At 39.6% G+C, this 25,597-nt stretch carries 20 protein-coding genes; 12 read left to right on the forward strand and 8 right to left on the reverse strand.

The genetic code is table 11. The annotated features are described in order from the left end of the window. Positions 1-65: 65 nt before the first annotated feature. Entirely contained in the window at positions 66-2,795 is a 2,730-nt protein-coding gene (locus tag QNI15_RS03290; RefSeq protein WP_314030496.1) for a TonB-dependent receptor, read from the reverse strand. A gap of 408 nt (positions 2,796-3,203) precedes the next feature. On the opposite strand from QNI15_RS03290, the gene QNI15_RS03295 reads away from it, so the two are divergent. From QNI15_RS03295 to QNI15_RS03330, 8 genes are all read left to right on the forward strand, one after another. Then, positions 3,204-3,929 carry a hypothetical protein gene (locus QNI15_RS03295; RefSeq protein WP_314030497.1) on the forward strand — a complete coding sequence of 242 codons (726 nt, stop codon included), beginning with the start codon at positions 3,204-3,206 and terminating at the stop codon, positions 3,927-3,929. Positions 3,930-4,129: 200 nt separating this feature from the next. After that, positions 4,130-4,642, forward strand: coding sequence for an RNA polymerase sigma factor (locus QNI15_RS03300; RefSeq protein WP_314030498.1), 513 nt, complete (start codon positions 4,130-4,132; stop codon positions 4,640-4,642). Further along, positions 4,632-5,213 (forward strand): hypothetical protein, encoded by a 582-nt coding sequence (locus tag QNI15_RS03305; protein WP_314000779.1) that lies wholly within the window; start codon positions 4,632-4,634, stop codon positions 5,211-5,213. The genes QNI15_RS03300 and QNI15_RS03305 overlap by 11 nt, the downstream gene beginning before the upstream one ends. Positions 5,214-5,367: 154 nt before the next feature. Then, the gene (locus QNI15_RS03310) at positions 5,368-5,745 is read left to right on the forward strand and encodes a hypothetical protein (RefSeq protein ID WP_314030500.1); all 378 of its coding nucleotides are present in this window, start codon (positions 5,368-5,370) and stop codon (positions 5,743-5,745) included. A gap of 197 nt (positions 5,746-5,942) precedes the next feature. Beyond that, positions 5,943-6,356 (forward strand): hypothetical protein, encoded by a 414-nt coding sequence (locus QNI15_RS03315; protein WP_314000783.1) that lies wholly within the window; start codon positions 5,943-5,945, stop codon positions 6,354-6,356. A 221-nt stretch (positions 6,357-6,577) separates the two neighbouring features. Further along, a complete protein-coding gene (locus QNI15_RS03320) occupies positions 6,578-7,858 on the forward strand; it encodes a hemolysin family protein (RefSeq protein ID WP_314030502.1) in 1,281 nt (426 codons plus the stop codon). A 220-nt stretch (positions 7,859-8,078) separates the two neighbouring features. Further along, positions 8,079-8,939, forward strand: a complete 861-nt coding sequence (locus QNI15_RS03325) for an AraC family transcriptional regulator (RefSeq protein WP_314000785.1) — start codon at positions 8,079-8,081, stop codon at positions 8,937-8,939. A gap of 66 nt (positions 8,940-9,005) precedes the next feature. After that, positions 9,006-9,995 carry an aldo/keto reductase gene (locus tag QNI15_RS03330; protein ID WP_314000788.1) on the forward strand — a complete coding sequence of 330 codons (990 nt, stop codon included), beginning with the start codon at positions 9,006-9,008 and terminating at the stop codon, positions 9,993-9,995. 109 nt (positions 9,996-10,104) lie between these two features. On the opposite strand, the gene QNI15_RS03335 is transcribed toward QNI15_RS03330, so the two are convergent. Continuing rightward, positions 10,105-11,034: a leucine-rich repeat domain-containing protein gene (locus QNI15_RS03335; RefSeq protein ID WP_314030505.1), complete on the reverse strand. Its 930-nt coding sequence runs from the start codon at positions 11,032-11,034 to the stop codon at positions 10,105-10,107. An 81-nt stretch (positions 11,035-11,115) separates the two neighbouring features. On the opposite strand from QNI15_RS03335, the gene QNI15_RS03340 reads away from it, so the two are divergent. The 4 genes from QNI15_RS03340 (at position 11,116) to QNI15_RS03355 (ending at position 16,391) form a co-directional block, all read left to right on the forward strand. Next, positions 11,116-12,006: an AraC family transcriptional regulator gene (locus tag QNI15_RS03340; RefSeq protein WP_314030507.1), complete on the forward strand. Its 891-nt coding sequence runs from the start codon at positions 11,116-11,118 to the stop codon at positions 12,004-12,006. A 74-nt stretch (positions 12,007-12,080) separates the two neighbouring features. Further along, a complete protein-coding gene (locus QNI15_RS03345) occupies positions 12,081-12,818 on the forward strand; it encodes an SDR family oxidoreductase (RefSeq protein WP_314030508.1) in 738 nt (245 codons plus the stop codon). A 416-nt stretch (positions 12,819-13,234) separates the two neighbouring features. Further along, positions 13,235-15,631, forward strand: coding sequence for a GH92 family glycosyl hydrolase (locus QNI15_RS03350; RefSeq protein ID WP_314030509.1), 2,397 nt, complete (start codon positions 13,235-13,237; stop codon positions 15,629-15,631). 544 nt (positions 15,632-16,175) lie between these two features. Beyond that, positions 16,176-16,391, forward strand: coding sequence for a hypothetical protein (locus tag QNI15_RS03355; protein WP_314030511.1), 216 nt, complete (start codon positions 16,176-16,178; stop codon positions 16,389-16,391). 263 nt (positions 16,392-16,654) lie between these two features. Here the strand turns inward: QNI15_RS03355 and QNI15_RS03360 are convergent, their stop codons facing one another. From QNI15_RS03360 to QNI15_RS03385, 6 genes are all read right to left on the reverse strand, one after another. Then, complete coding sequence (locus QNI15_RS03360; RefSeq protein WP_314030512.1) at positions 16,655-16,969, reverse strand: GNAT family N-acetyltransferase; 315 nt, start codon at positions 16,967-16,969, stop codon at positions 16,655-16,657. 222 nt (positions 16,970-17,191) lie between these two features. Next, complete coding sequence (locus tag QNI15_RS03365; RefSeq protein ID WP_314030513.1) at positions 17,192-17,899, reverse strand: hypothetical protein; 708 nt, start codon at positions 17,897-17,899, stop codon at positions 17,192-17,194. A 201-nt stretch (positions 17,900-18,100) separates the two neighbouring features. Next, positions 18,101-19,948: a MutS-related protein gene (locus QNI15_RS03370; protein ID WP_314030515.1), complete on the reverse strand. Its 1,848-nt coding sequence runs from the start codon at positions 19,946-19,948 to the stop codon at positions 18,101-18,103. 172 nt (positions 19,949-20,120) lie between these two features. After that, complete coding sequence (locus QNI15_RS03375) at positions 20,121-21,419, reverse strand: peroxiredoxin family protein (RefSeq protein WP_314000807.1); 1,299 nt, start codon at positions 21,417-21,419, stop codon at positions 20,121-20,123. Positions 21,420-21,891: 472 nt separating this feature from the next. Beyond that, positions 21,892-22,692, reverse strand: a complete 801-nt coding sequence (locus QNI15_RS03380; RefSeq protein WP_390902153.1) for a 3-keto-disaccharide hydrolase — start codon at positions 22,690-22,692, stop codon at positions 21,892-21,894. A 30-nt stretch (positions 22,693-22,722) separates the two neighbouring features. Beyond that, on the reverse strand, positions 22,723-25,431 hold the full coding sequence (locus QNI15_RS03385) for a c-type cytochrome (protein WP_314030517.1): 2,709 nt from the start codon (positions 25,429-25,431) through the stop codon (positions 22,723-22,725). Positions 25,432-25,597: the final 166 nt, after the last annotated feature.

Below are 25,597 nucleotides of genomic sequence, written 5' to 3' on the forward strand. Positions count from 1 at the left end.
GGCTATTGTCTGCAGCATCGTCAGTTTATGGATGTTGCCCAAACTGGCAATGCTGCATCAATGGATTACTTCGTTTTATCCAGTATGTTAAATTTGATTCCAAAGCGAGTCCACCAACCATAAAATTCACGTTGGGTAGTGAAGTTACGAGTACCAGCATAGGTCTCGAATGGCTGATTGGTCAGGTTCATAAACTCAGCAAAGACCCTCCATTGTTTTGTGATTGTGTACCCAAGAGTCACATCCAACTGCATACGGTCTTTCACATAGATATCATCGGCTGGTGTAGCTCCGGTAGCAGACAGGTAGCGACCATTGAAATTCAGGGAAGCCCGGGCACTAAATCCCTTGTATTGATAGGACAGAGATGCATTGCCTACATGAGCAGCCTGTCCGGGCAGATTCAGCGTTTCAGTTTCCGGAGCCTCATTGCGCTGTACAATAGCAGAAGAATGAGTATAGGTATAGTTCAGATAGACACCCAAACCAGACAAAGCACCTGGTAAGAAATTCAGATTTTGCTGATAAGCCAATTCTACACCCAACAAATCTGCTGTCTTACCGTTTTGTACCTGAGTAATCAATAGATCCGTAGCTATTGGCGTAGCTGAATTGAGCGGATAGCTTCCGGTAAACCGACGGGTATAGATAAAGTTATCCAGCTTTTTGTAGAAGAATCCACCAGAAATAATACCGATAGTACCCAGGTATCGTTCAGCTAAGAGGTCAAGGTTAAATGCCTTGACAGGTTGTAAAGCGGCATTACCTACTGTTGCAATCTGGTCTTCCAGACTAGCTTCCTGAGCAGGAATGATCTGATCAAAGTTAGGACGAGCATAAGAAAATGTTCCTGCTAAGCGGATATTTGTCAGTTCATTAGCACTGTATTTAAAATGTAACTGTGGTAAAAAGAACTCATAATTACTCTTTCCACTTACAGGAAGTATTTGTTGCAAATCACCATTGGGAGCAAATACAACATCGCTGGATTGATAACTTACATTCGTACGTTCATACCGAATTCCACCCAGCACCATTAACTTACGAAACTGCTGGCGAGCCATTGCATATCCAGCATAGACATCTTCAGTTGCAGTATAGCTTTCCAGTGCTTCATCAGCGGCTTTATCTTCAATCTGCAATTCAAAATTCTGTGGATTAGCGTTAAAGTAGCGAATAAAAGAAGGAATAGATACGCTAGGGCTTAACTGATATCGGTTGCCTATAAAGTTTTTATCCAGCAAACCACCTTCAAAGAAAGACAGATCCGGAATATCACTCAATGCTTCGTATTTATTTTGTGTGATAGCATAGCTCTTCTCCTTAAAACGCACCTTACCACCTACCTTGATCAAACCCGCATTGCCTCCCCACTGATACGGAATTCCGAGGTTGAACTTTCCGGTAATATTCCGGTCTTTCGCAAAAGTGTGTCCAGTCTCAAAGCTATCAAACGAATACAGTGTATTGTCCAGGTAATGGGCTGAAGACAATCTAGGGTAATCTGTCTGAAACGTAATGTCAGAGGCAACATCGCTGGCAATAAAACCTGCTTCATTGTCAAAAGGAGTATCCTGTGTAGCATAGGAATACGATCCTTCATAATCCAGTGTAAACTTTCTAAATAAATGGTTGGCTCCTACATTGATACTGGTCACAGACTGAGCTTCAAAGCGATCTTTGGTAATATGTTCAACCTCATCATCTGCTGGCAGAAATACATAGCGGCGGCGCCATTCACGGTCTGTAAACCGGCTGTATAGCCCACGTACATACACCTGATGGTTTGGATTGAATTTGTAGTCAATAGTAGCACTGGAACCAAAGCGGGTACGGGTAAGTTCATAATCCCGTAATTCGAATCGATGCTCTTCCGGCTCGGCTACATTATCACGGGTATCTCGTTCCCAGTTGTCAGACCCCAGATTGTTGGTATAATGGCTTATATTGAGCATCACCCCCAGCTTTTCCTCTTTGCCTAATCGTTGCCCATATTGTAAGGAACCCTGCCAGTTGCCATGTTTCATCAGATTATTATAGCCACCTGCCAGTGTACCATTCAGTGTTGTGATTCCACTCTGAGCCGTACGAGTTATCAGATTGACAGATCCTCCAATGGCATCTCCATCCATATCCGGAGTTAATGACTTGGAGACTTCCAGCGATGATAGCTGGTCAGAAGGAATTGCGTCCAGTGCCACATATCGTACACCGGCTTCTGGCGAAGGGATTTGCTCTCCGTTTACACTGATATTGGTAAACTGTGGCGATAATCCACGTACCAATACATAACGACCTTCTCCCTGATCACGCTCAATATTTACACCGGGTATTCGTTGTAATGCTTCGGCAGCGTTAGGATCGGGAAATCGTCCAATCTGATCAGCTGATACCACATTTTTAATATTATCGGCAGTACGTTGCTGATTCAGGGCACGTGCCTGCCCTTGCAACTGCCCTGTAATGGTCACACCAAGAATTTCAAAACTCTCATTTCGAAGAGGAATAGTGACAGTAGTTACTTTGCCCGAAACAACTTCAACAGAAACCGTAGAAGGCTTATACCCCAGATAAGATATTTTCAAGTCAACCTTACCTGACGTAAATACGTTCAGTTCAAACTCGCCTGACAGGTTAGCTGAAGCACCGGCATTGGTTCCATCCACAGTGATACTAGCTCCAGGTAATGGCTGATTATTCTGGTCATCTATTACTTTACCTTTGATAATTCCCTGTGCTGCGCCTACATACCAACACAGCCACAGAAGGATAAAGAATGTACATTTTTTTTTCATACTTTGGGTAGTTTGCCACAAATGATTACTCTGCAAAAGTGCAGCAATGCCTCACCAAACCAGCACGTAGAGCGTAAACAAAAAAGCAACAAGGGCCATTACAGAAAGCAACAAAGAGGCAACAAATTAACACAAACAACTAATAATCAGCATGTTGCTTTGTAATATCAAATTGTAATGAGGATGTTACCAAAGTGTTATGTAACAGGATACCCTTCTCAATGCATGAGTTACACTTATTGATAGAGGATTGTCATCAGGAAGCTAAGTATAGGAAGAATTTTATCTGCGGCTCTTGTCTTAAGTCAACAGTATAGAAGAAGAATCAGGTTATACCATGGAATTCAAGAGAAGTAAAGAAATATGTAGTATGTAAATTATATATTTGCCCTACCTATCCAATGATTCATGAAATACTGTTATCTCATTTTAGTCACTTTATTTTTAATTGCCTGTCACACAGATTCTGATAAAAACACAAATGAAAAGCCACAGGATAGCACTGTTTTACAAAATCAGCTGACCAATACTATTGCTGAACCCAAAGAAGAAATCATAGTTGACACTTTAAACATAAATCGTCAAAAACTTATCAAATATTCATTTCCCAATAATCGTTTTTTCGGATTAACTACTCTAAAGGGAGATACTCTGATTAAATTTGGAAAAGATTATTTCTATGCAGATATATTAGATATCAATGGGGATGGGAATAAAGATATTCGGATTTTTGGCTTCACAAATGTTCCCAACGTGTGTGAAACTTATTTGTTCGATGAGAAGACGAAGAAATACAGATTTTTGGAAAATTGTGATTTAGACATTCAGCAAATAAAAAACACACCCTATTTCTATTCATACGCACGAGCAGGTTGTGCCGATTATAACTGGGAAAGTTATCTGTCTAAAATAGTAGATTTTAAATTAATTGATATAGGCTTTATAGATGGAAGAGGATGCGAATATGAAAATCCAAAAGAAAACCCTCGCCAAATAAAGATCTATAAAATCAAAAACAAAGGCCATATACTATACAAAACTCTACCTTATAGCAAACACATTCCTACCTTCTCAGACAAATGGGATTTTATTAAAAAATACTGGACAAAGAATCATAGACAGTTTATTCACTAGAGTATTGCCTACTTTCCACCAGCGTTCGCTTTGCCCCCTCCAATCTACCAGTAAATAGACCCAGTAGTTATTACCCAAATCTGAAAATTTGTTGACTCCTGCTTCTTTCTACAAGCAGTATGATTATTTTTTTACTCCTTGTAAGAAACGCTTCTGTAAGTAGTACTAATTGTGTAAACAGTAGCAAAACTATCACGGCCGTGACGGAAAAGGAACACAAGCATATTTTTGAAATCTGGTTAAAACAGTACAAAGGAGTCATCTTTAAAGTTGTCAGAGCCTATGCATTTAATATAATGGATCAGGAAGATCTCTTTCAGGAGATTGTGATTCAGGTATGGCATTCTGTTCCTGCGTTCCGTCAAGAATCAGCTGTGACAACATGGATCTATCGTATTGCATTGAATATTGCGATTAAATGGGTACGCAAAGAACAAAAGCACAATCAGACACAAACACTGGATCAGACAAATATATCTGAGCCAGTTTTGCTGGAAAATAATCCCAAGACAGATGAACGGCTGGACTGGCTTTATGAGCAGATCTCCCGACTGGATGCAATTGACCGCTCTCTTGCCTTACTGCTACTGGATGATTTTAGTTACAAGGAAATGGCGGGCATTGTAGGTATAACTGAGTCCAATGTAGGAGTCAGAATTAACCGGATTAAAAAACATCTTATCACAAAAGTTAAAAACGATTATGGACTTTAATGAAATGAAGACTATCTGGAATCTACAAAATAATCAGCCTCTCTATACCATTGATGAGCAGGCGCTGCATGAACGTATTCAGCAAAAAAAACAGCAGGCGTTTCACATTACTCAGATCAGTGAGCTGTTGCTAATCATTGTAAACCTGGGCTGTGGCTGCTTTATTGCCAGTATCAATAAGTCGAGTATATCCCTCTATCTACTTGCAGCTTGGATGTTGGTTAGTGGTTTGTATATACTGATAAGCCGTATCCGTCGGATTCATGGCAACAAGCGGTTTGATCGATCTATACAGGGAGATATGGAGCATGCACTTTCTGTAGCCACCTATCAGGTACATATTTCTCTTTTGGGAAGATGGAACATAGTACCTATTGGTATACTCGTGCTGTTTTCTCTTTTTGAAAATGGAAAACCTATCTGGATAGCCGTCGTATTGTTTATATTTCTGGCTCTGGTACACTACACAACAGGCTGGGAGCATAATCTCTACAAAACCCGCAAACGAGAACTGGAAACGTTGCAGAATCAGTTGAAAACAAACACTCCATCTGATATTCAAACTCATTAGACAGATCATAAAAGACTGACGATACGGATAACTAATTATCTGGCAGGGAGAGTATGTCCTATAGGGACAGCTGTAGCCATATCTTCCAACAAACAGAAATACATCTGTATATCCTACTCCATACTAACAACTATGCATTTAAACAACACAAACAATGAAAACAAAAACACTTTTGCAAGCAATCGTTTTGTTCCTGATCGTCACTAAACTATATAGTCAGGATCTGGCTGGAGAGTGGAACGGGAGTCTTCAAATACAGGGTAAACCTTTACGAATCGTCTTTCACGTGACTAAAATTAACAATGAATACAAAGCCACACTGGATAGTCCTGATCAAAATGCTGCAGGTTTGTTAGTAACAACTACGAGCTTTCACTATCCGAATGTAAAGTTTGAAATTACTGATCTGGGTATAGTTTATGAGGGATCAATGTCGTCAGAGGGTATTACCGGGAAATGGTTGCAGTCGGGTACCGCCTTCTTTTTGTCACTGGTTAAAAACACAGACATTTTACAAAAGGCAATAAAGTAAAGTCTTTTATTACTCCTATTACTACAACTATGTAAACCTTTGTCAAATCACTCTGCAATAAGGATGCAGAGTGATTTGCTTTGTTTGAAAGTATTATCTATCGTGAACAGACCTGCCACTAAACATATAAAATATAAACAACGACGTTACAACCCCTGAGACAATTCCTCTATATTTGCAAAAAAGCAAACTATTTGATGAAAAGACACTCACGATATAGTGTGAAAGCTATACTCAGTTTTTTGATAGCACTATGGGTGTTAAATTTCAGTATCGACTCGCCGGATGCTTATGTAGGTAATTCCCGTATTGTGCAATCTGTTCAGGAAGATTTGTCGGTAAATGACATTGAAAGTTTTGCAGAACTGATTGTCGAAAACTTTCTGGGACATATTAATGCAATCCCAGAACATGACGAGGCCGATGAACACTCAGATATTCAGAAGATAGTTGATTATGTATATATAGCACCTTTTTTTGTTATTACACCAGAAAATGGTGCTGAAATTACTCGGGTATTAACTGTATATCAGGAATGTTGTTACCCTGATCACCAACCCGATACAATTTCCCCTCCTCCTAAATCTAGGGCTTTCTCTCTTTTGGGATAAAGTATTCCTTTACTAAATTAGTATTCCACACTCAATACCATGTGGAGCATGGTATATTTTATTCTGGTTTCTGATTTCAAAGTAATTAGCCTCAATCACTGTTTTTCAATCTCAAAAAACAGGCCTGATTTTATTTCCTTCAGCCCATTAAAAGCTGTCACAATTTAAAAAATCAAAAAAGCTGAGGTTACAATTAGTATTTATATTCATAAAATGTCTACATGGAACTCCTTATCATACTTTTATTAATTATCCTCAATGGCATTTTTTCTATGTCTGAGATTGCCATTGTCTCTTCAAGAAAAACCCGTTTGGAACAGGCAGCTAAATCAGGTAATAGTGGTGCCCGTATTGCATTGAAACTTGCAGGTGAACCGAATACCTTTTTATCTACAGTGCAGATAGGTATTACTCTAATTGGTATTGTAACAGGTGTGTTTGGAGGGGCCAGTATGGCAGAGATGTTAGCACCTACGTTCGCTAAAATACCGCTTCTAGCGCCATATAGTCAAACTATTGCGTTAGCACTTGTGGTATTGTTAATCACTTATCTCTCACTGGTAGTAGGTGAACTGGTTCCCAAACGAATCGGGATGAATGCACCCGAAAAAATAGCCATGCTGGTAGCACGTCCTATGGACATCTTATCCAGAGTTACAGCACCATTTGTCTGGTTATTAAGTAAGTCAACAGAGTTCCTTCTAACCATCTTTCAGGTAAAGACATCAGAAGAAGCACCTGTCACGGAAGCCGAAATACGCTCTCTGATTGGACATGGTACCCGCAGTGGTATATTTGAAGAAATTGAACAGGATATTGTAGAACGCGTTTTTAATCTCTCAGACCGGAAGGCGGGATCGGTAATGACCAGCCGACTGGACCTTATCTGGCTGGATATAGAAGACTCCTTAGCGACAAATCTCAAAACCATAGCAGAAACAGATCAGGAAGTTTTCCTGATCGGACGAGAAAACATTGATCAGATAGAAGGAGTAGTAAGTACAAAAAAGTTGCTGGATGCATTGATTCAGCAAAAGCTTAGCCGTCTGGAAGAAGTTATGCTTAAACCTGTATTTGTTCCTGAATCCATGGATGCCTTTCGGATACTAGAATTGTTAAAAGATGCACAAGTTCCGGCAGCTGTGGTGATAGATGAATTTGGTACGGTTCAGGGATTGGTAACCTTACAAGATCTGTTTATGGCAATGGTTGGAGAAGGTGAAGGAGGCAGTGAAGAAGAAAAATGGATTGTTACCAGAGAAGATGGGTCCTGTCTGGTTGACGCCCGCCTACCAGTAGATGAATTCATTCATTACTTTGAACTAGATGACGTAGATGACGAAGACAGAGCAGGATTTCATACGGTTGGAGGTTTGATACTTGATCTGGCAGGCCGCATACCTAAAACAGGTGAAGTCTTTACCTGGCATACCTATAAACTGGAAGTAGTAGATATGGATGGCAATCGAATTGACAAACTTTTGGTGAGCCAAAATATTTAATAACAGCGTAACAAAGTTATATTTTTCAAAAGAATGGCATTACCTCTGGAAACTGTCCAGTGAAAATGCCATTCTTTTAGGTTTATCAGGCTGCATACATACCGTTTCACTTATACACTCTGTACTATCTTTTATACTTTTCACAAAATATGCATAAGAAATGCTGAACAGAGGATTACAAAAAGTTGTTTGGCGTGTAATCAATATCAACTAAAAGACTATGCAGGACATCGGACCACTTCTTACTCTTTATAAACAAAATCACCGGCTTCCTATCCTTCTTATCTCTCCCACATTCGGACATCTCTCTCCGGAAATTGCCAACCAGTACGGTCTTACTCATCGCAAAAATCATTATTTTTTCTTCTTTATGATTGAAGGTTTTACTGAGCACGGCGTTGACCTCCAACAATTTGAAATAAAAAACAACCAACTTCTATTCATCCTTCCCCACCAGATCCACCAGCTGCCATCTGGCCAAAAAGGTACCGACTATTTCAAACTCGGGTTTGATGAAAGTTGTTTATCCCTGTTACCCAAACAATATCCTTTTCTGATCAATCCACTCAATAACCAAAAGATCTCATTTACCCCATCAGCAGCGACGAGACTAAAATCTATCTTCGGAATATTACAAGAATTACTCCACGAAATGGATACAGATCCGGAACTCATTCTTGCACATCTCAATAGCCTGTTAACAGAGATCAACACTGCCTATTTTGCGACAGACAAACGTCCTGTAGATGAAAAGCTATCCAAATACATCTCTTTTAAACTCTATGTAGAAAACAATCTCACTGACCATACCCCAATACAGAATATTGCAGAGGAACTGACGCTTAATACCAACAGCTTATATACTATTGTTAAACACTATTCCGGACTTTCTCCCAAAGAATTTATAACCAATCGTCTCATACTGGAAGCCAAACGCCGTCTGTATTATTCAGAAAGTCATTCTATCAAAGAACTGGCCTATGATCTGGGTTTCAATGATCCGGAATACTTCTCCCGTCTGTTTAAAAAGGTAACCGGTAAAACCATCAATATCTTTGTTCAGGATTTGTCAGGGTACTAATACGTTTTGTCCGGCTCCTTTTGTACTGTTCTCCTGATCTTTGTTCTATTACTAAAAACGTAAATCATGAACAGAAAACTAGGAAAAAATGGCCCTGTTGTATCCGCAATAGGTTTAGGTTGCATGGGAATGTCTGGTGCCTACGGACAAAGTGATGACAAAGAATCTATCGCTACCATCGAAAGAGCCCTGGAACTCGGACATAACTTTTTGGACACTGCAGATTATTACCTGATGGGACATAACGAAGAACTTATCTCTCAGGCAATAAAAGGTAAACGGGACAAAGCTTTTCTTTCTGTAAAAACGGGTCAAATGGTTGCTCCTGGTCCTAACAAATCAATGGGTCGTGGTCCAGTAAATACCCATCCTGACTACATCCGCAATGCGGTGATGTTTAGTCTTCAGCGTCTCAAAACTGATTACATTGATCTGTATACGCCTGCACGGGTAGATCCCACTATTCCTATTGAGGACACGATGGGTGCACTAGCGGATCTTGTGCAAAAAGGTATTGTTCGATATATTGGTTTGTCTGAAGCTTCTGCTGAAAGCATTCGGAAAGCGGCAAGTGTTTATCCGATTACGTCTCTACAGATTGAATATTCTCTCTGGAGCCGCGAGATTGAAGCGGAAGTACTTCCAACAATTCGTGAATTGGGTATAGGTCTGGTTGCCTATTCACCTCTGAGTCGCGGATTTTTAACTGGTGAATTCAAAACCCCCGAGGATCTGAAAGACAATCGTGTCCATATGCCACGCTTTCAGGGAGAGAACTTTTATAAAAACCTGGAACTGGTAGAAAAGATCAAAACGCTGGCAGCAGAAAAAGGCTGCACTCCTTCTCAGCTAGCTATTGCCTGGGTGCTTGCTCAAGGGGATGATATCATTACTATCCCAGGCACCAAACGCATCAAATACCTGGAAGAAAATAGTGCAGCTGAAAATGTGCAGCTTACCACAGAGGACTTACAGACCATTGAAGCTATTATGCCAGCAGGAATCGTCTCTGGCAATCGTTATCCTGAAAGATTTATGCAGGATTTAAATAAATGATTAGAGCAAATAAAGTCAAACATTTTGTTACTTACTGGTTGGAGCAGATGTTCAAACCAGTAAGTATAGTAGAACAGCAACAACATAAAAAACTTAATCTTCTACACACCTAGAAAGAGACTTTACAACCTGGCAACCAGGATCTGATTTCTGCAACTGTCTCCTCTCTCATTGGATTACCTTTCAGACTAAGCTCTTTCAGATTTATCAAATTACGAATTTCAACAGGTAGGCTTGTGAGATGATTATAAGATAAACCCAGAGACATTAGTTTAGTCAGGTTTCCTATTTCTGCTGGAATTGAGATAAGATTGTTTCTTCCTACCTCTAATTCAAGAAGAATTGGCAGATTCCCTATTTCAGCGGGTAAAGTCGTAAGACAGTTATATGCCAGATAGAGACTACTTACATTTGTCAGATCACCAATTTCAGGAGGTAAAACACGAATTTTGTTTTGTAAAAGGGCTAGTACTTCCAGACCTGACATACGAGTGATCCCAATAGGAAACTCTTCCATTTGGTTGTCTGTTGCGTTCAACAAAGCTACCTGTTTTAGATTACCTATCTGTTCGGGTAATGTAATCAGATTGTTATGCCAAAATTCCAGTTTGTATAGTTGAGTCAGATTACCTATCTCATCCGGAAGGCTAGTCAATGACTTATTAAAGGATATATTCAGCACTTCCAATTGTGTTAGTTGGTTAATCTGAGGAGGAATACTCGTTACTTGGCTCTCACTGATTTCTAAACGGGTAAGTTGAGTCAGATGCATAATCAGAAGTAAGATCTCCGGACTATTCAAATCCTTCATTTCCATTCTCTTTAGCTGATACAAGCCATTAATTTGCCGCACTAATGGAATCTTAGAAACATACTTATCTGGATAAATCCGTTTATAGAGATCTTTAACAACTGTTTGAAATGACTGAATGTCTAGCTTTAATGTTTTTGCCAGCTTTAATCCTAGTTGAATACTGTCCAACTGCCCTGAGTATAAAAGCCGATATACATTCTCTTGTTCCTCCTGACTAAGCGACATGGGGTTATACAGAATAAAATATTTACTTTTCCTGAATTATACAGCAAATTGCATAATGATACAAAATAATAGATTCACGCCATGTATTTAGGTAATGATATTCAGCAAGTCCCTATTTATTCTTTACAACCAGACGATGTAACGGCCAATAAACATTTCAGGATGTATCACTTTGAGGGTACTTTACCTGATCAGTCAGAACTTCTGATACCTCACCGCAAGGACTATTATCTGTTCGTTTTTATTCGAAAAGCAGGTGGTCGTCAATGGATAGATATGACCCCCTATACACTTAAAGACAATACTATCTACTTTACAGTACCCCACCAGGTTATTGTAAAAGATAGCATTGATCATCTATGGAGTACTGGCATTGCTTTTACTACTGAGTTTTTGTCGTTTCAGGAAAATGCATCCTTAAGTAATCTCCCATTGATCCAAAATCCCCGAAACGGTCATGAACTATTACTTACTGAGACAGATACTGCTTTTGTAGAAGACATCCTGGCAAAGATCACCAGTGAATACCTACATCCCAGTGAATGGCAGCAACGCATGCTGGCAGCTTACCTGACAGTATTGCTTACGTATCTGAGTCGCCTGTATACAGAGCAATTTACGGATGAAGATAATACAGCGAACAAGCCTGTTTTACAAAGCTTTCAGGCAAAACTCAATGAGTCTTTTCGCGAACTGCATGAGGTAAGTGACTATGCATCCCTACTCAATCTATCAGCCGGACATTTAAGTGAGATGGTAAAAATGCAAAGTGGAAGGCCTGCAATTAAACATATCCATGATCGGCTGATACTGGAAGCCAGAAGGCTGCTCTTTCATACTAATGATTCCTTAAAGGAAATTGCCTTTGATCTGGGCTTTTCGGATGCTTCTTACTTTAATCGATTCTTCAAACGCGAAACAGGTGTAACTCCTGCGGACTATCGGGACACTACCCGTAAAATGTACCAGTAATACCGTTGGATGTGTCACTTCCAGGCACGTTACACACTGTAGTTTTGTACTGTTATTCAAATTAAGACAAACATATGAAAACAGTACTCATCACAGGAGCCAACAAAAGTATTGGCTTTGAAACAGCCAGACAATTATTACAACAAGGATATTATGTATATCTGGGTTGCAGAGATCTGCAAAAAGGTCAACAAGCAGTGAGTCAGTTACAATCAGAAGGTTTAACGCAGGTAGAGCCTATCCAGATTGATGTAGATAGTCTGGAATCTATACAGGCAGCACGCCAGACACTTGGTCAAAAAACAAAAGTGCTGGATGTGCTGGTTAACAATGCAGGTGTCAGTGGTATCTTGCCACAACCTGCACTGGAAACAGATATCAATCTCATCAGACAGGTTTTTGAAACCAACTTCTTTGGAGTTATAGCAGTTACCCAGGCATTTATTGATATGCTAAAGCTATCTTCTGAACCAAGAATTGTAAACGTTACCTCAGGTCTTGGCTCAATCACCTTACAGAATGATCCGGCATGGAAATACTACCATGTTAAACTAGCAGGTTATTTTCCATCCAAAGCTGCTCTTAATGCCTATACTACCGTATTGGCTTATGATCTACGTGATACTGCATTTAAAATAAATGCTGTTGACCCAGGGTATACTGCGACCGATTTTAATCATCATTCCGGTCCCGGCACGATACCCGATGCGGCTGCCAGAGTAGTAAAAGCTGCCACGTTTGGTCCGGATGGCCCTACAGGTCAATTTTTCAGTGATGATAATTCACCTGAAACTGGAATCAGTGCATGGTAAAATGCAGGTATTAGTACAATAGGAAAGCCATTTTTACTTCAATTGATAAAGCCTAACGAGTGTAGTTCTCGTTAGGCTTTATTCTTTTAGGAAGAATATACTGATATAATCTACAACGCAACTGATAAACTCACTACATCAGCACAGAAAGAGTAAGCTCAAAATACTTGTTGTGCTTAGCTTACATTTCTACAGCTGTAAAACCATCTCCTACAACCATTACACAAAAATGTGTAAAATTATTCCAACTCAGTTCGCAGATTACTTCAACAACAACACGGAATTTTACTATCTTGCTCCACAACTACATCAATAAACTAATCATAGGAAAGAATCTTATAAAACTTCCAAGTACCCAATGTGATGGGTACTTAGAACAGAACTATTCATAACAGCTAAGTAAAGTTAAGTAACTCATGTCCTACACCTATCTTATTTCATCGGTCTGCCGAAGACCAACCATTCAACAAATTGCACTATTTTTGGTAACAACACTTATTCCGGTAGCAATCTTTTTCAATTGTGCCTTAGCCCAAACAAATCAAACCGATGTTTCTTCGTTTGTTGATCCACATATTGGGACGGCACATTGTCGCTGGTTTCATTTTACCCCTGGAGCTATTCCTTTTGGAATGGCTAAGCCCGCCCCGTCAACCAACGGACATTATGGTAATAACTCAGGATGGGAAGCAGTAGGATATGATTTTAGGCATGAGTCCATTGAAGGCTTTGCTAATTTTCACGAGTTTCAGATTGGCGGAATTGTCTTTGCGCCTATAAACGGTAAGCTACAAACTATTCCAGGAAAGCTGGAAAACACAATGGAAGGCTATCGTTCTGCTTTTGATAGGAAAGATGAACACGCAACAACTGGCTACTATTCAGTAGTACTGAAAGAGTATGGTATCAAAGCTGAATTGACATCTACCGAGCGGGTAGCTTTTCATCGGTATACATTTCCGGAAGGACGTGAGTCACATATTTTATTTGATATTGGAAATCGCCAGGGAGAAAGCGGACGTGTAAAAGATGCTAAGGTATATATTACTCCCGATGGACGAATTGAAGGGTTTGTTACTACACTGCCAGAATATGTTCAAAAATATCAGCCCGGAGCAGAAGTAAGTATGTATTTTTCAGCGGTTGTTGATAAAAAGCCAGAGGCTGTTGGTGTGTTTAAAGGTAATGAGCAGCAAGCAGGCAAGACAGAAATTGTGGGTGAGGGTTCCGGTTTATATCTAACCTTTTCAACTAAAGCAAATGAATCTATTACGATCAAAGCAGGGCTTTCTTATACTTCTATTGAAAATGCACGGCTGAATCTTCAGACTGAAGCTCCTGCCCTTACCTTTGATCAGGCAAAAATGCAGGCCCTTGCCAAATGGAATGCCTATCTGGGCCGCATTCAGGTAGAAACACCTAACAAACAAGACAAAGTAAAATTTTATACTGGCCTCTATCACGCATTGCTGGGTCGGGGACTGGCTAGTGATGTCAATGGAGCCTATCCAAAAAATGATGGGACCATAGGCCAGATTCCACTAGATAAAAACAAACGTCCACTCCATCATCATTACAATACGGATGCGATCTGGGGCGCCTTCTGGAACCTCACTCAGCTTTGGGCATTGGCTTATCCCGAATATTATTCAGAGTTTGTCAAAAGTCAGTTGCTTGTCTATAAAGATGCTGGATGGCTGGGTGATGGTATTGCCAACAGCAGATATGTGTCGGGGGTAGGGACTAACTTTGTCAGTCTAACATTAGCAAGTGCGTATATGTGTGGAATCCGGGATTTTGATGTAAATATGGCTTATGAAGCTTCTTTAAAAAATGAGATAGATGGGAACAATCGTCCGAGAGGTGCAGGCAAACTGGATGTAGAACGCTTTGTGACATATGGCTTTGTGAATCACCTGGATACAATGGCGGCCCCAGATGAAGCCTGGCGCTTCTCAGGCTCACACACACTTGAATATGCCTTCAGTTCATTTGCTGTTGCTCAATGGGCAAAGCTGTTGGGAAAGGAAAACGATTATGCCAAGTTAATGCCCTTGTCTAAAGCCTGGGAGAAAATTTATGATCCCCAGATACAGTTTATGCGCCCCAAATATGCCAACGGAAAATTTATTGACAACTTCAAACCAACACAGGTATGGCGGGGATTTCAGGAAGGTAATGCCTGGCAATATACATTTTATGTACCTCATGAACCCGAAAGTCTGGTTGCAAAAGTTGGGAAGGAACGATTCAATGCACGACTTGATAGCATTTTTACTGTTTCTCAGAAAGCTGTTTTTGGTGGAGGAAAGACCATAGATGCCTTTGCCGGTCTGGAAGGCTTATACAATCATGGCAATCAGCCCAATCTGCATATTTCCTGGTTATTCAATTATTCAGAAAAACCTTCTCTGACTCAGAAATGGGTACGGGCTATCTGCAATGAATTTTATGGAACTGAGCCTGTACACGGATATGGTTACGGGCAAGATGAGGATCAGGGACAACTGGGAGCCTGGTATGTAATGGCTAGTATGGGACTATTTGATGTAAAAGGTCTTACAGAAACAACACCTAGCTTTGGAATAGGCAGCCCGCTTTTTGATCGTATTGTGATTAAGCTTAACAACAAATACTATAAAGGAAAACAATTTGTGATAGAGTCTCGAAACAATAACAAAGAAAATCTGTATGTACAGTCGTTTTCTTTGAATGGGAAGAAGCTTGCAACACCTTTTATCCCATTTTCGTCTGTGACAAATGGAGGAACTTTATTGCTACAAATGGGTAACAAACCTAAAGACAAACAGTAGTAGTTTGTAAAAATGGATGGAGAAGAAAACATGAGTCATCCCGAGTGTTGGAGAAAACAATATCACATCCTTTAAAAAAAGAGAAACAAAGTAGTTACAAAGAGAATTGTGATGCCTTCAATCGCGAGTGGTCGTATAGGTGCGTAGGGAATCTTTTCTCCGCGAGGCTGGCCTTTGGCCTTGCGGGTTGAAGGATCGGAGAAAAGTGCCCTTTTTTGCTTACTTTTTTGGGCAAGCAAAAAAGTAAGAGGTCAATGGAAGAATGATGACAGGGACAATAAACAAATGACGAGAGAGTAATTCTCAAAAATTACACTAAGCCCATACTTTTCAAAAGCATAGGCTTGGGTTTTACTCATATCCAACATTCGGGACGATTCATGTATATCCTTACAAATCAGTTTACTTGTTTATTATTAATGTAGAAGATCTTTATACTCTAAAACAGAATAGTAAATAAGAATTTTGAAGAAAAATTGTTATATGATAAAATAATGGTTATCATTCATCTGGTACACGTATATATAGCATCAATACACAAACTATGAAAAAAACAGATACATTTTTAGGTACTCTCATTGGAATTTTCGGGTCTACATTTATTATTTCAACACTTGCAGCAGAAGCTTGCACATCATCAGGTCCTTGTGGAGCAGGAATTTGCATGTTGATGTGGCATCTGGTAGGAGTACCTCTGGGAATTATAGCGGGAAACTTAATCGTTACAGGTTGGCGTCGATATATTCACAAATCATCCTAATTCCTGAAGAAGAAAATAACAAAGTTGATCCTATACGAGATAATCTTATGTATTAGTTATCTTTCATCCATATAGAGAAAAAACTATTTCTTAAGGTCAGAACTTTAGAATCATGTCATGCCAGATTTCTCCACCATGTACAGATTGGGATATACCTAAATCTGCAAATCCAAATTTCTCATAGTATGAAATTAAGTATTCTTTACAAGTCAATGTAATGCCAGCTCTGTTTTGCTCTTTTGCTTTCTCAATAAGGAAATTGATTAATTTACCCCATACCCATTATTTCTATACTCTGGCAATACCGCAATCCCAAAAATAGATTGCCAGGCCCCATTGTCATTGTGCAATTCTGCCTGAGCAAACATCTCATCTACAATTGTTTGATTATTGGTTACCATGCCATTGATATAGCCAATAAGCTGTTCATTGTCTTCTAATAACCAAAAGTGTTGCGGAAAAACCTGAAGTCGTTTTGAAAAAGAATCCAAGGATGCAGCTTCATTTGGAGGAAAACATATACTTTCAATCTGGTATATCGGTTCTAAATCCTTAATTGTTGGATTTCTGAAATTCATATTCTCATTCAATTTTTACGTGGTTTCTACAGTCAAATGAGTTCAAAAGACAAACCAAAGATCTGCTCCAGCCTTCTCTGCAAATTTATGAAGATAAACCATGGGACTTAATACAGCCTGCTTCAGTAAATAGCCCTTATACAACCAGCTTATTTTTGTTGTATAAGGGCTATTTACTAGATTAGATGCACATTTACCTATAAACATAAGTAAACGACCTCTTTATTTTTCATATATCAACTCAGATTCCTGAACAACCAGTGTATCTCCGGTATTCAAGGCTTTATATCCTGTAGGGTCAAAGGAATTATTATATCTTGCTGAGTAATAACTATACCCTCCACGTTGTGTAAGCAGAAAAGAAAGCATAGGAAATGTTAATTGGCTGGAAGTATACTTTGCGTAGCTACCTACTACACTTTGAGCAATAGTTTTATATCCTGATGAAGTAGAAACAGGGAATCTGTTTTCGTACAAAGGCTTATATTTTTGAATAGCCAGCATTAACTCATACATGTAATCTACCTCAAATCTTGCAGTATCCTGAGGTACAAAATAGATCATGTTATCATGAAACTCTACATGAAAATTTCCTGCATAACGACCTATCTTAGCATTATCCTTTGCCAGAATCTTTACAGTATCTCTATCACTAGAAGCAATTACCCCTGACTTAGGTTTAATAAAATCCCAAGGCTCATGGAAACGATTTGTAAAATCAGTAATAATGGCTTGATCTTTTACTTCACCTTGTTTTGTAAAAAGACGGACATCAGAAGTAACAAAAATTTCTTTAGTATGATAAATAGAGGGATATAACAGAACAGGCTCCTCGTCTTTCTTACAAGAAGAAAGTACTAAGATACTAACCAAGACATACAAATATCGAGTCAATCTCGATGCCAAATAGCTGGTAGAGAATGTTTTCATTGAGTGTTACTTTGTAAAAGTTAGCAGAAGATTTTTTGGCAATTTTACGATTTTTCCCGTAGAATCATCACATGATCTTAGTGATAATAAATTGCTCCTATAGCACTCTAAACTTTACAAACAATTTATTTATTCCAGCATGCACAATCACAACAGGTCCCATAAATAAAGTAAAGTCCGATTTCCGAGCAGTTAACTTCATCATAATTGCTCAATATCTGAAAGAATCCGGATGCCACTCCTTTTCATTAATTCACTTGCATTGAAGTCAGTACAAATCCCTTCAGTAAGGGTATAGTCAAATATCATTTTACCTTCCCGAATGGCACTATTGAAACTGTAGTTAGCTACAATCATATGGTTGGCGGCTAGCTTTGCCAGTTCCAGATCGTGTGTCGAAATAATACCAAAAGCATTGAGTTCGTTTAATTGTCTGATTAGAGAAACACCTCCTCTATATCGATCCTGGGAGTTGGTTCCTTTAAAGATCTCATCCAATAAAAAGAATAATGGTTGCTGCTGCTCCAATAATTTCAGTAATTGTTCTATTCGCTTGAGCTCTGCATAAAACGAAGATACCCCTTCTTCGAGATTATCCTGTGTACGCATACTTGTAAATAACATCATATTAGACACTCGCCCGGATTGGGCACAACAGGGAGCACCCATTAAAGCCAGAACCAGATTGAGGCCAACAGTTCTCAGAAATGTACTTTTCCCGGCCATGTTAGATCCGGTAATAACAGCAATCTCTCCCCTACCCTTTAAAGTAAAATCATTGCAAATCCTCCGATCAGGATGTAGTAAGGGATGGCCCAATGTTTTAAACTCAATCACATAGAGTTCATCCTGTATTTGAGGAAAGATAAAGGAAGGATTGGAGTAAGCAAAACCTGCTATACTATTCAAAACCTCAAACTCACTGACAGACGAAATCCATTCTTTAAGAAAATTCCTGTTTTTGTGCTTCCACTTTTCTGTCTGAAGGATCAGGTAAATATCCAGCAGCCAGAAGGTGTTAAAATAGACAGTATAAAAAGGATTTCTTCCTACCGGATTGGCTCTGGTACCTCTTAGCTTAAATACATCCAGTATATTTTTTAGTTTGTCGATTTCCTGTGCGGCAGAATAGTTGTTCTGACTAAAAACAGAATGTAGCTGAACAAGCAGTCGGGCATGAAACTGTTCTGTTTCAATTCGGGTAATCAAAGCCTGATATCCTGCCAGTATTTTTACATTCTGGTGTGTATTGTCAATAGTCTCCTCTGCCAGAGGCTCTACTTTTTTTAATACAAAAAAATTGATTACCAGAAGTACTAGAAGAGGAATCATATCCAGCAAGGCTGTCGAACTAAAGATATTAGCCAGTGCATAGATTGTGGCAACAGCAGTCAGGACACCAAGTGAAATTGCCGTCACCAAATGTTTCGTTCGATGAGGAAGCAATACCTCTGGTTTTTCTACCCAGGTAAGCAGTTTGGCATAATCGCTTTTTGCATTCTGGTGATGCATACCTGCTGCCTGGAAGTCCTGTCGCCATTCCACCTTTGGAGTCAGTTCTTTTACAGCCTGTTGCCTTTCCAGAATACTAGTATTCGCAGCGGGTTCGGATAGCCATTCAGCCAGACGCATGCTTCCGGATTCTGTTGTTGTCCGATTGATCAGTTGAAAAAGGGAATGTTTTCCAAAAACATCCAGATCAGCCGCATAGGGATGTTCTCTATTGACAAAGATCTCTCCTGTAGGAAAATCAGACAATCGATTGCTTGACCTCGCTGCCTCCTGTTCATTCACTTCTTTAAGAAAGGCCGTTTGCTTCTTCACATAAAGCAATGCATTGTAACGTTTAATCATTATACCCAACACAACTAAACAAACCGGAGCCACAATGAGCAATGGAGCTAATGCCCTGTTGTTTGCCAGTATAACCACAACGATGGCAGAAGCCAGAAAAACAGCTATCCGTAGCAAAGAAAGACGACTTAATTCTGCTTCCGTTTTTGTAAGAGTATCCTGATACTGAGCAATCTTTTGATGATATAGATCCATAGATCGTATGTACACTAGTTAATTTCAACTTTTTATATGCAATATAACAATGAGTATAATGGATAAACATTGTGTATGCATGCACTATATTTCAAATTAGGGCCACTAGTTTAAACTTTATTTTTCATCTTAACTAATGATTCTATTGCGGGGAAGGGTGAGGGCATTATTATCATTTTTTCAAATGTAATAGCAATATTTCCTTAATAGTAAGTGATTCTTCTAAAAAGCTTTCAACAATAACCCCATTGGGATCTACAAGGAAGATAGTGGGATAATGAGTTATTTTATATAACTCTTTAATAGGGCTATTAGCAGAAGCAACCATTTGAGGCCAGTCAATTTTTTTTTGTTTTATATAAGAAGAAACAGCCTCTGGAAAATCTAGAGCAACTCCTAAAACCTTTAGTCTAGGCTGTGAAGAATTTATTTTATTTACTAATGGTACAATTGTTTCCTCCAATCGGAAAGTACTGGCGCCACAGGTAGAATTCCAAAAATATAGTAATGTATATGATCCTCTATAATCAGACAATTTTATTGAATCCTGATTTAGAGTCATTCCTGCAAATAAAGGGGCTAAATATCCTTTTTGGGTAGAAGAAATACTTCTTGAGTTTGCATTTTTACTCAAAGTAATAACCTCACCATCCTTTTTTACATCTTTAATAAAAAGAGTATCAGAATCCAGATTGAAATAATCGCCTTCTCTAAAAGGCCCTACAGTAATCCCATTCTTATTATTCTTAACAAAAATCTGTGGCTCAGATTTATAGTTGAAACCACTCAGAAACCTGGAGGAGAGTAATACAGTATATGACGTGTTATGATATGTAAATAGCCCTTTCCTACTTTCCAGATACCGATAATTCAAACTCCTAAATTCCCCATTATTATTTTGCACATCTAATACTTTAATCTTTGTGGAGGAGGTTTGTATCTGGCCATCCTGAAACCGTTGAAATGTAATAATATGTTCTTTACCACTAAAAAGTGTCCCGGAGACTTTTTTTAATTTAACGGGCTTGTCATTTATTAAATCACCATTCCCATCCTCATCCAGGATATAATACCAGGTATTTCGTTTTTTTCCGATTAGACCTCTTATGTAAGTAGTAATAGTAACAGGTGTGCAACTGAGGGTATCTACTCCCCATTTCTGAATAACTCCCTTTAAGAATGAAAAAGGCATATCTCCCCGTTTATAAGCCTGATAAATCACTTGCCCGTAATCGATAAACTCAGATACTCTTCTGACACTGTCAAAGTCTTTAGGAACATTTTTCAAATCAGGAAAAGCTTTATTCCAAACAGTATTAGAATCAAAGCTCATCAGTGTCTGTATATCTGATGTGCTATCACTAGTATGCTTTCCCATCAGAATCTGAATGAGTAACGGATTTGTGACATTCTGGCTATAGACAATAGCTACATTTAAAATACTAAGAAAAAAAAGAAATACGCCCTTCATATATTTTCAGCTATTGTATGAATATGTCTAACAGAAAAGCTATCAACTTAATGACTCATCTTTTGTTATAGTGATATATAACTCTTGAAAGAGAAGTATCAACCAAATCTATACCTTTTGCTTTAATTGACATTATAATCAAACTAGAATTTCAAAATATCTACTATACATCAGAATAATTTTATCATAAAATAAACAAGGTATTAATAGATAATATTCATTCCACAACAGGTAACTCGCTTTATCTCATCCTGCTTCTAAAATAACCTGCCAAAACTCGGATTTTATTCAAGCTATTTTCAGATGTTCTGCTTATTTAGCATTGCAAACTGAATAAGTAAGTATAATCAGAGGCAGAGAGAAATAAAAAGCCAATCCTATGAAAGATTGGCTTTTCATATAGTAGTATGTTCGAAAATCTCTGGCTACATCAACCAGATTATGAATAACGAAACTGGAAATAGTAGCTCGCTTACAATCCTTTCAGCCTCAAATTACGGTATTCTACTTTCATGGGTGGACCCACATGCACCTGCATACCCAACAATCCTGCCATTTTACGATTGGCCGTGTCATTGTCCGTTACATCGCTGATGAGCACCCCATTGATGTAATGCTGCAGACGGTTCCCTTTGATTACCAGACGAATCTCATTCCAGTCCTCGCTTTTAACGACATTTTTCAAAGATTCTGCCGTAGCAATCGAATCCGTTACATAGAGACCCTTCCACGCATTGTTTTCTATATCATCCGACAGATTTGCAGAGGGATGCGCCAGCGGATTAATAGTTGTTTTCTGGCCCCGGTAAGCCAATGTTGTTCTGGCCCGTTCCTCATAGTTTTGCCCTGTATAGTGGTTATTTCCATCAATATCAGCCTGATAACCTTTGAGAGCGAAGGGAATTTGCTGCAGTTGCTCACTCCGGTAATTAATGCCTGAGTTACCGGATTTTGTGATCCGAAATTGCCCTTTCAGTTCGAAATCTCCAGGCTTTCCATCTCTCCAGATGATAAATGAGTTAGTTTTCAACGGTTTGTCAGGTGTGATTTCACCTACCAAACTCCCATTTTCTACTCGCCAGTAGCTGGCATCTCCCTCCCAACCATTGAGTGTTTTTCCATCAAATATGGATACAAAACCCTCTTTATCTTTTTTCGGGCTTGATTTGTCTGCCTTAGTTTGGCTAAAAACAGGAGTTTTACCCATTCCAGCCAGCAACACACTAAGGATAGCCGTTGCCAGATAGAGAGGTAGTTTTATTCTTTTTATCATAGGACTAGTCGCTTTCAGAATGGATAAAGGCTATTTACGTTGGGCTGTCTGGTTATTTTTTGTGTATACCGGACTTTCTTTATTACCTCCTGCCATCAGGAAAGCCAGCAGGTCTTTCAATTCTTCTGGATTGAGTCGATTGATTAATCCAGGCATCATAATGGAAGAACGGGCAATCTTAACACTGACCACATCCTTTTTGGGAATTTCCCGGATTACATCAGGCGCAAAAGGGTTTTGAGAAATAAAGAACGTACTCTTATTTTCATTGGTCTGGCGACCCAAAACAGAACTGCCGTCCTTCAAGGTATATACAGTAGATGCATACTGATCCGACACCTCTTTATTGGGATCAATGATATGTTCCAGCATATCGTCTGTAGAAAACCGAGTACCTAACTGTGTCAGGTCAGGGCCAATAGTTCCACCTTCACCCCGCATGGCATGGCAGGACTGGCAAAGCACAGCAGCAAACATGTTCTTCCCATTTTCAAAATTCCGATTGATTAATCCACTATCGATAACAGCTTTGGCCTCTTCTACACTCCAGTCTCTACCGGGGCCTTTGGGTAAAACCAGAGTAGCCAATTCATTCCCTGACTGAGTGACGAGATCCCCACCGGATAATTTATTGTAATGCTCAAACTTATTTTTAGGTACACTGGCTAAAGCTGACTCACGTGCTTTATTGATAAAGCCAATATAGCTCATGCCACCTTTATACCCGAATGCTTTCTTAAACCAGGCAAAATACTTCTCGTATAATTCTGGAGTCCAGCCTGTTTTTGCTGTACTCAGCACAGTAGCCAGATAGGTTTGCTGGGCAGGTGGTACTTTAGCCAGCATTCCTGCAATATCTAATCCATACTGTGGATTTCTTAGGATCAGGTCGGAAGAATTACTTACCGTTTTCTCACTAGCATCGTCTTTTGCTTTTTCCAACAAAGCCAATGTTTTTTCTACAGCTCCAGGTGCCTCTATATACACCAGCACCTTGCTCAGTGAACGGTTCACTGTATTTGTCTGAGCGGGATAATGCGGATTTAAATACTTCACTACCTCTTCTTTTATTTTGCCTTCTGGCTTTCCCATCCGGGCAAAAACCAGCTCAAAGGCCCGTAACAGATCCACTTGCTGCTGTTCGGATAATTTACTGTAGTCAATGCGGGTAAGTGCCTCTAACACGGCAGTCTTTGTATCCTTTTTGCCCTGACGAGCTAGTGCTATCATGGATTCAATCACTGTCTGGGCATCAGTCTCGTTCAGGGCTCGCTGTTGCCATTCACTTATGGGTTGGTGCTCTATGGCGATGCGGGCAGCATAGCGAATAGATCGGTCTTTATGCTTCAGATTAGGCCAGGCAGCCTCTACAGCACCAGGCTGTGGCTTTCCATGATACTGCTCCAGACTTCTTCGTAATCGGGTATCTTCATTCAACTCAGCAACCACAGTATTATCAGCTGGCTTGTTTTTAGCATCTGTATAGCTTATCCGGTATAAATCCGAATCCAGTCTTCTCCCTCCCGTTAAAAAATACAGAGAGCCATCCGGGCTAAAAACACCATCAGTCAAAGGCAAGGGAGATCCGGAAACAAACTCTTCTCCTTTTGCATTATAGGTAGCACCATTGGGTTTAATTGAAATCGCATAGATAATGCCAAAACTCCAGTCAAAGGCAAACAACGATTTCTGATAGACTTCCGGAAAATGAGACTTTCTGCCATATTCCAGACTGGTGGGTGAGCCTTGTCCAATATTGAGAATAGCTGGCAGGTTGTCAGGATACGTCGGAGACCATACACTGTTGCCTGTACGCCAGCCAAACTCACTGCCACTGGTGACATGCAGAATGCGGGTTGGCCGATACCAGGGCATACCAAAGTCCCATTCCATATCGGAGTCATAAGCAAACAATTCACCCCGATCATCAAAAGCAATATCATAGGTATTTCGAAATCCTGCACTAATTAATTCCCAACGGTTTGTAACCGGGTCTACCTTCGCAATCCAGCCACCGGGTGCCATCCGGTCGTTGGCATGACCTCTGGGATCTTTAATCAAGGGAAATATATTATCTTCCTGCCAGTTGCGGGGTAATCGATAGGCATCCATTTCAGGAACATTGGTGTAATTACCTGCCACTATGTACAGCGACTTGCCATCAGGTGAAAGTTTAATACTGTGAGGTCCGTGTTCTCCATCCCCATTGAGCTGTTTCATCAGTGTAATTTTATCAAACTGATCGTTGCCATCAGTATCTTCGAGTCGGTAAAGGCCGCTAAGCTTGTCAAATTCTTTGTTTTCATCACCAGCTGTTCCCCAACTGTTAACCATTACAAACAAACTGTTAAAAGCATATAGCAGTCCTTGTGCATACCCCATGGAAACTATCGTATCGGGTTGGTTCCCAATAATAAGCTTTTCTACCTTTGGCTTAGTGGTGTCACCAACAGGCGGTAATTCTAACCTATATAAACTTCCATACTGATCGGAAGCAATCATACGACCTTTGGAATCAAAAGTCATTGATACCCATGAACCTTGCTTATTTTCTGAGGGACTATACAGATGTTCTGCCCGGAAGCCATCAGGTAGTTTAAGTTTATCAAGCTTAGGATTTCCTGTGCTAACCTGCTTCAGGTCTGATTCTTTTGTATCCTTATCCCCACTGCATGCGGTGGTCATGAGGGCCATTAACGCAATGGATAGTAGCTTTAAGGACAGATAGTTTCTGAACATACAATTGGGATTGAGGGTAAAATGGTCTGGGAAATGGTACAAACGACTAATTTAGAAAAGATGCACATACTATAAAGATCATGAGCAGACCTCAATTGGATTGCCGCGCCTTAAAATACAAGAGATTATTTAAAAACGTGTCATTGTCTGTTATGTTTTCAGACAG

Origin of the sequence: Xanthocytophaga flava (assembly GCF_030068545.1) — a bacterium.
In the GTDB taxonomy this organism is placed as follows: Bacteria; Bacteroidota; Bacteroidia; order Cytophagales; family 172606-1; genus Xanthocytophaga; species Xanthocytophaga flava.

Excerpts from the sequence above, each read along its gene's own strand:
- QNI15_RS03330 (WP_314000788.1), top strand. The coding sequence starts at position 9,006 with ATGAACAGAAAACTAGGAAAAAATGGCCCTGTTGTATCCGCAATAGGT.
- QNI15_RS03305 (WP_314000779.1), top strand. The coding sequence starts at position 4,632 with ATGGACTTTAATGAAATGAAGACTATCTGGAATCTACAAAATAATCAG.
- QNI15_RS03370 (WP_314030515.1), bottom strand. The coding sequence starts at position 19,948 with ATGGATCTATATCATCAAAAGATTGCTCAGTATCAGGATACTCTTACA.
- QNI15_RS03340 (WP_314030507.1), top strand. The coding sequence starts at position 11,116 with ATGTATTTAGGTAATGATATTCAGCAAGTCCCTATTTATTCTTTACAA.
- QNI15_RS03345 (WP_314030508.1), top strand. The coding sequence starts at position 12,081 with ATGAAAACAGTACTCATCACAGGAGCCAACAAAAGTATTGGCTTTGAA.
- QNI15_RS03310 (WP_314030500.1), top strand. The coding sequence starts at position 5,368 with ATGAAAACAAAAACACTTTTGCAAGCAATCGTTTTGTTCCTGATCGTC.
- QNI15_RS03385 (WP_314030517.1), bottom strand. The coding sequence starts at position 25,431 with ATGTTCAGAAACTATCTGTCCTTAAAGCTACTATCCATTGCGTTAATG.
- QNI15_RS03335 (WP_314030505.1), bottom strand. The coding sequence starts at position 11,034 with ATGTCGCTTAGTCAGGAGGAACAAGAGAATGTATATCGGCTTTTATAC.
- QNI15_RS03290 (WP_314030496.1), bottom strand. The coding sequence starts at position 2,795 with ATGAAAAAAAAATGTACATTCTTTATCCTTCTGTGGCTGTGTTGGTAT.
- QNI15_RS03365 (WP_314030513.1), bottom strand. The coding sequence starts at position 17,899 with ATGAAAACATTCTCTACCAGCTATTTGGCATCGAGATTGACTCGATAT.
- QNI15_RS03375 (WP_314000807.1), bottom strand. The coding sequence starts at position 21,419 with ATGAAGGGCGTATTTCTTTTTTTTCTTAGTATTTTAAATGTAGCTATT.
- QNI15_RS03380 (WP_390902153.1), bottom strand. The coding sequence starts at position 22,692 with ATGATAAAAAGAATAAAACTACCTCTCTATCTGGCAACGGCTATCCTT.
- QNI15_RS03360 (WP_314030512.1), bottom strand. The coding sequence starts at position 16,969 with ATGAATTTCAGAAATCCAACAATTAAGGATTTAGAACCGATATACCAG.
- QNI15_RS03350 (WP_314030509.1), top strand. The coding sequence starts at position 13,235 with ATGTCCTACACCTATCTTATTTCATCGGTCTGCCGAAGACCAACCATT.
- QNI15_RS03295 (WP_314030497.1), top strand. The coding sequence starts at position 3,204 with ATGAAATACTGTTATCTCATTTTAGTCACTTTATTTTTAATTGCCTGT.
- QNI15_RS03315 (WP_314000783.1), top strand. The coding sequence starts at position 5,943 with ATGAAAAGACACTCACGATATAGTGTGAAAGCTATACTCAGTTTTTTG.
- QNI15_RS03320 (WP_314030502.1), top strand. The coding sequence starts at position 6,578 with ATGGAACTCCTTATCATACTTTTATTAATTATCCTCAATGGCATTTTT.
- QNI15_RS03355 (WP_314030511.1), top strand. The coding sequence starts at position 16,176 with ATGAAAAAAACAGATACATTTTTAGGTACTCTCATTGGAATTTTCGGG.
- QNI15_RS03325 (WP_314000785.1), top strand. The coding sequence starts at position 8,079 with ATGCAGGACATCGGACCACTTCTTACTCTTTATAAACAAAATCACCGG.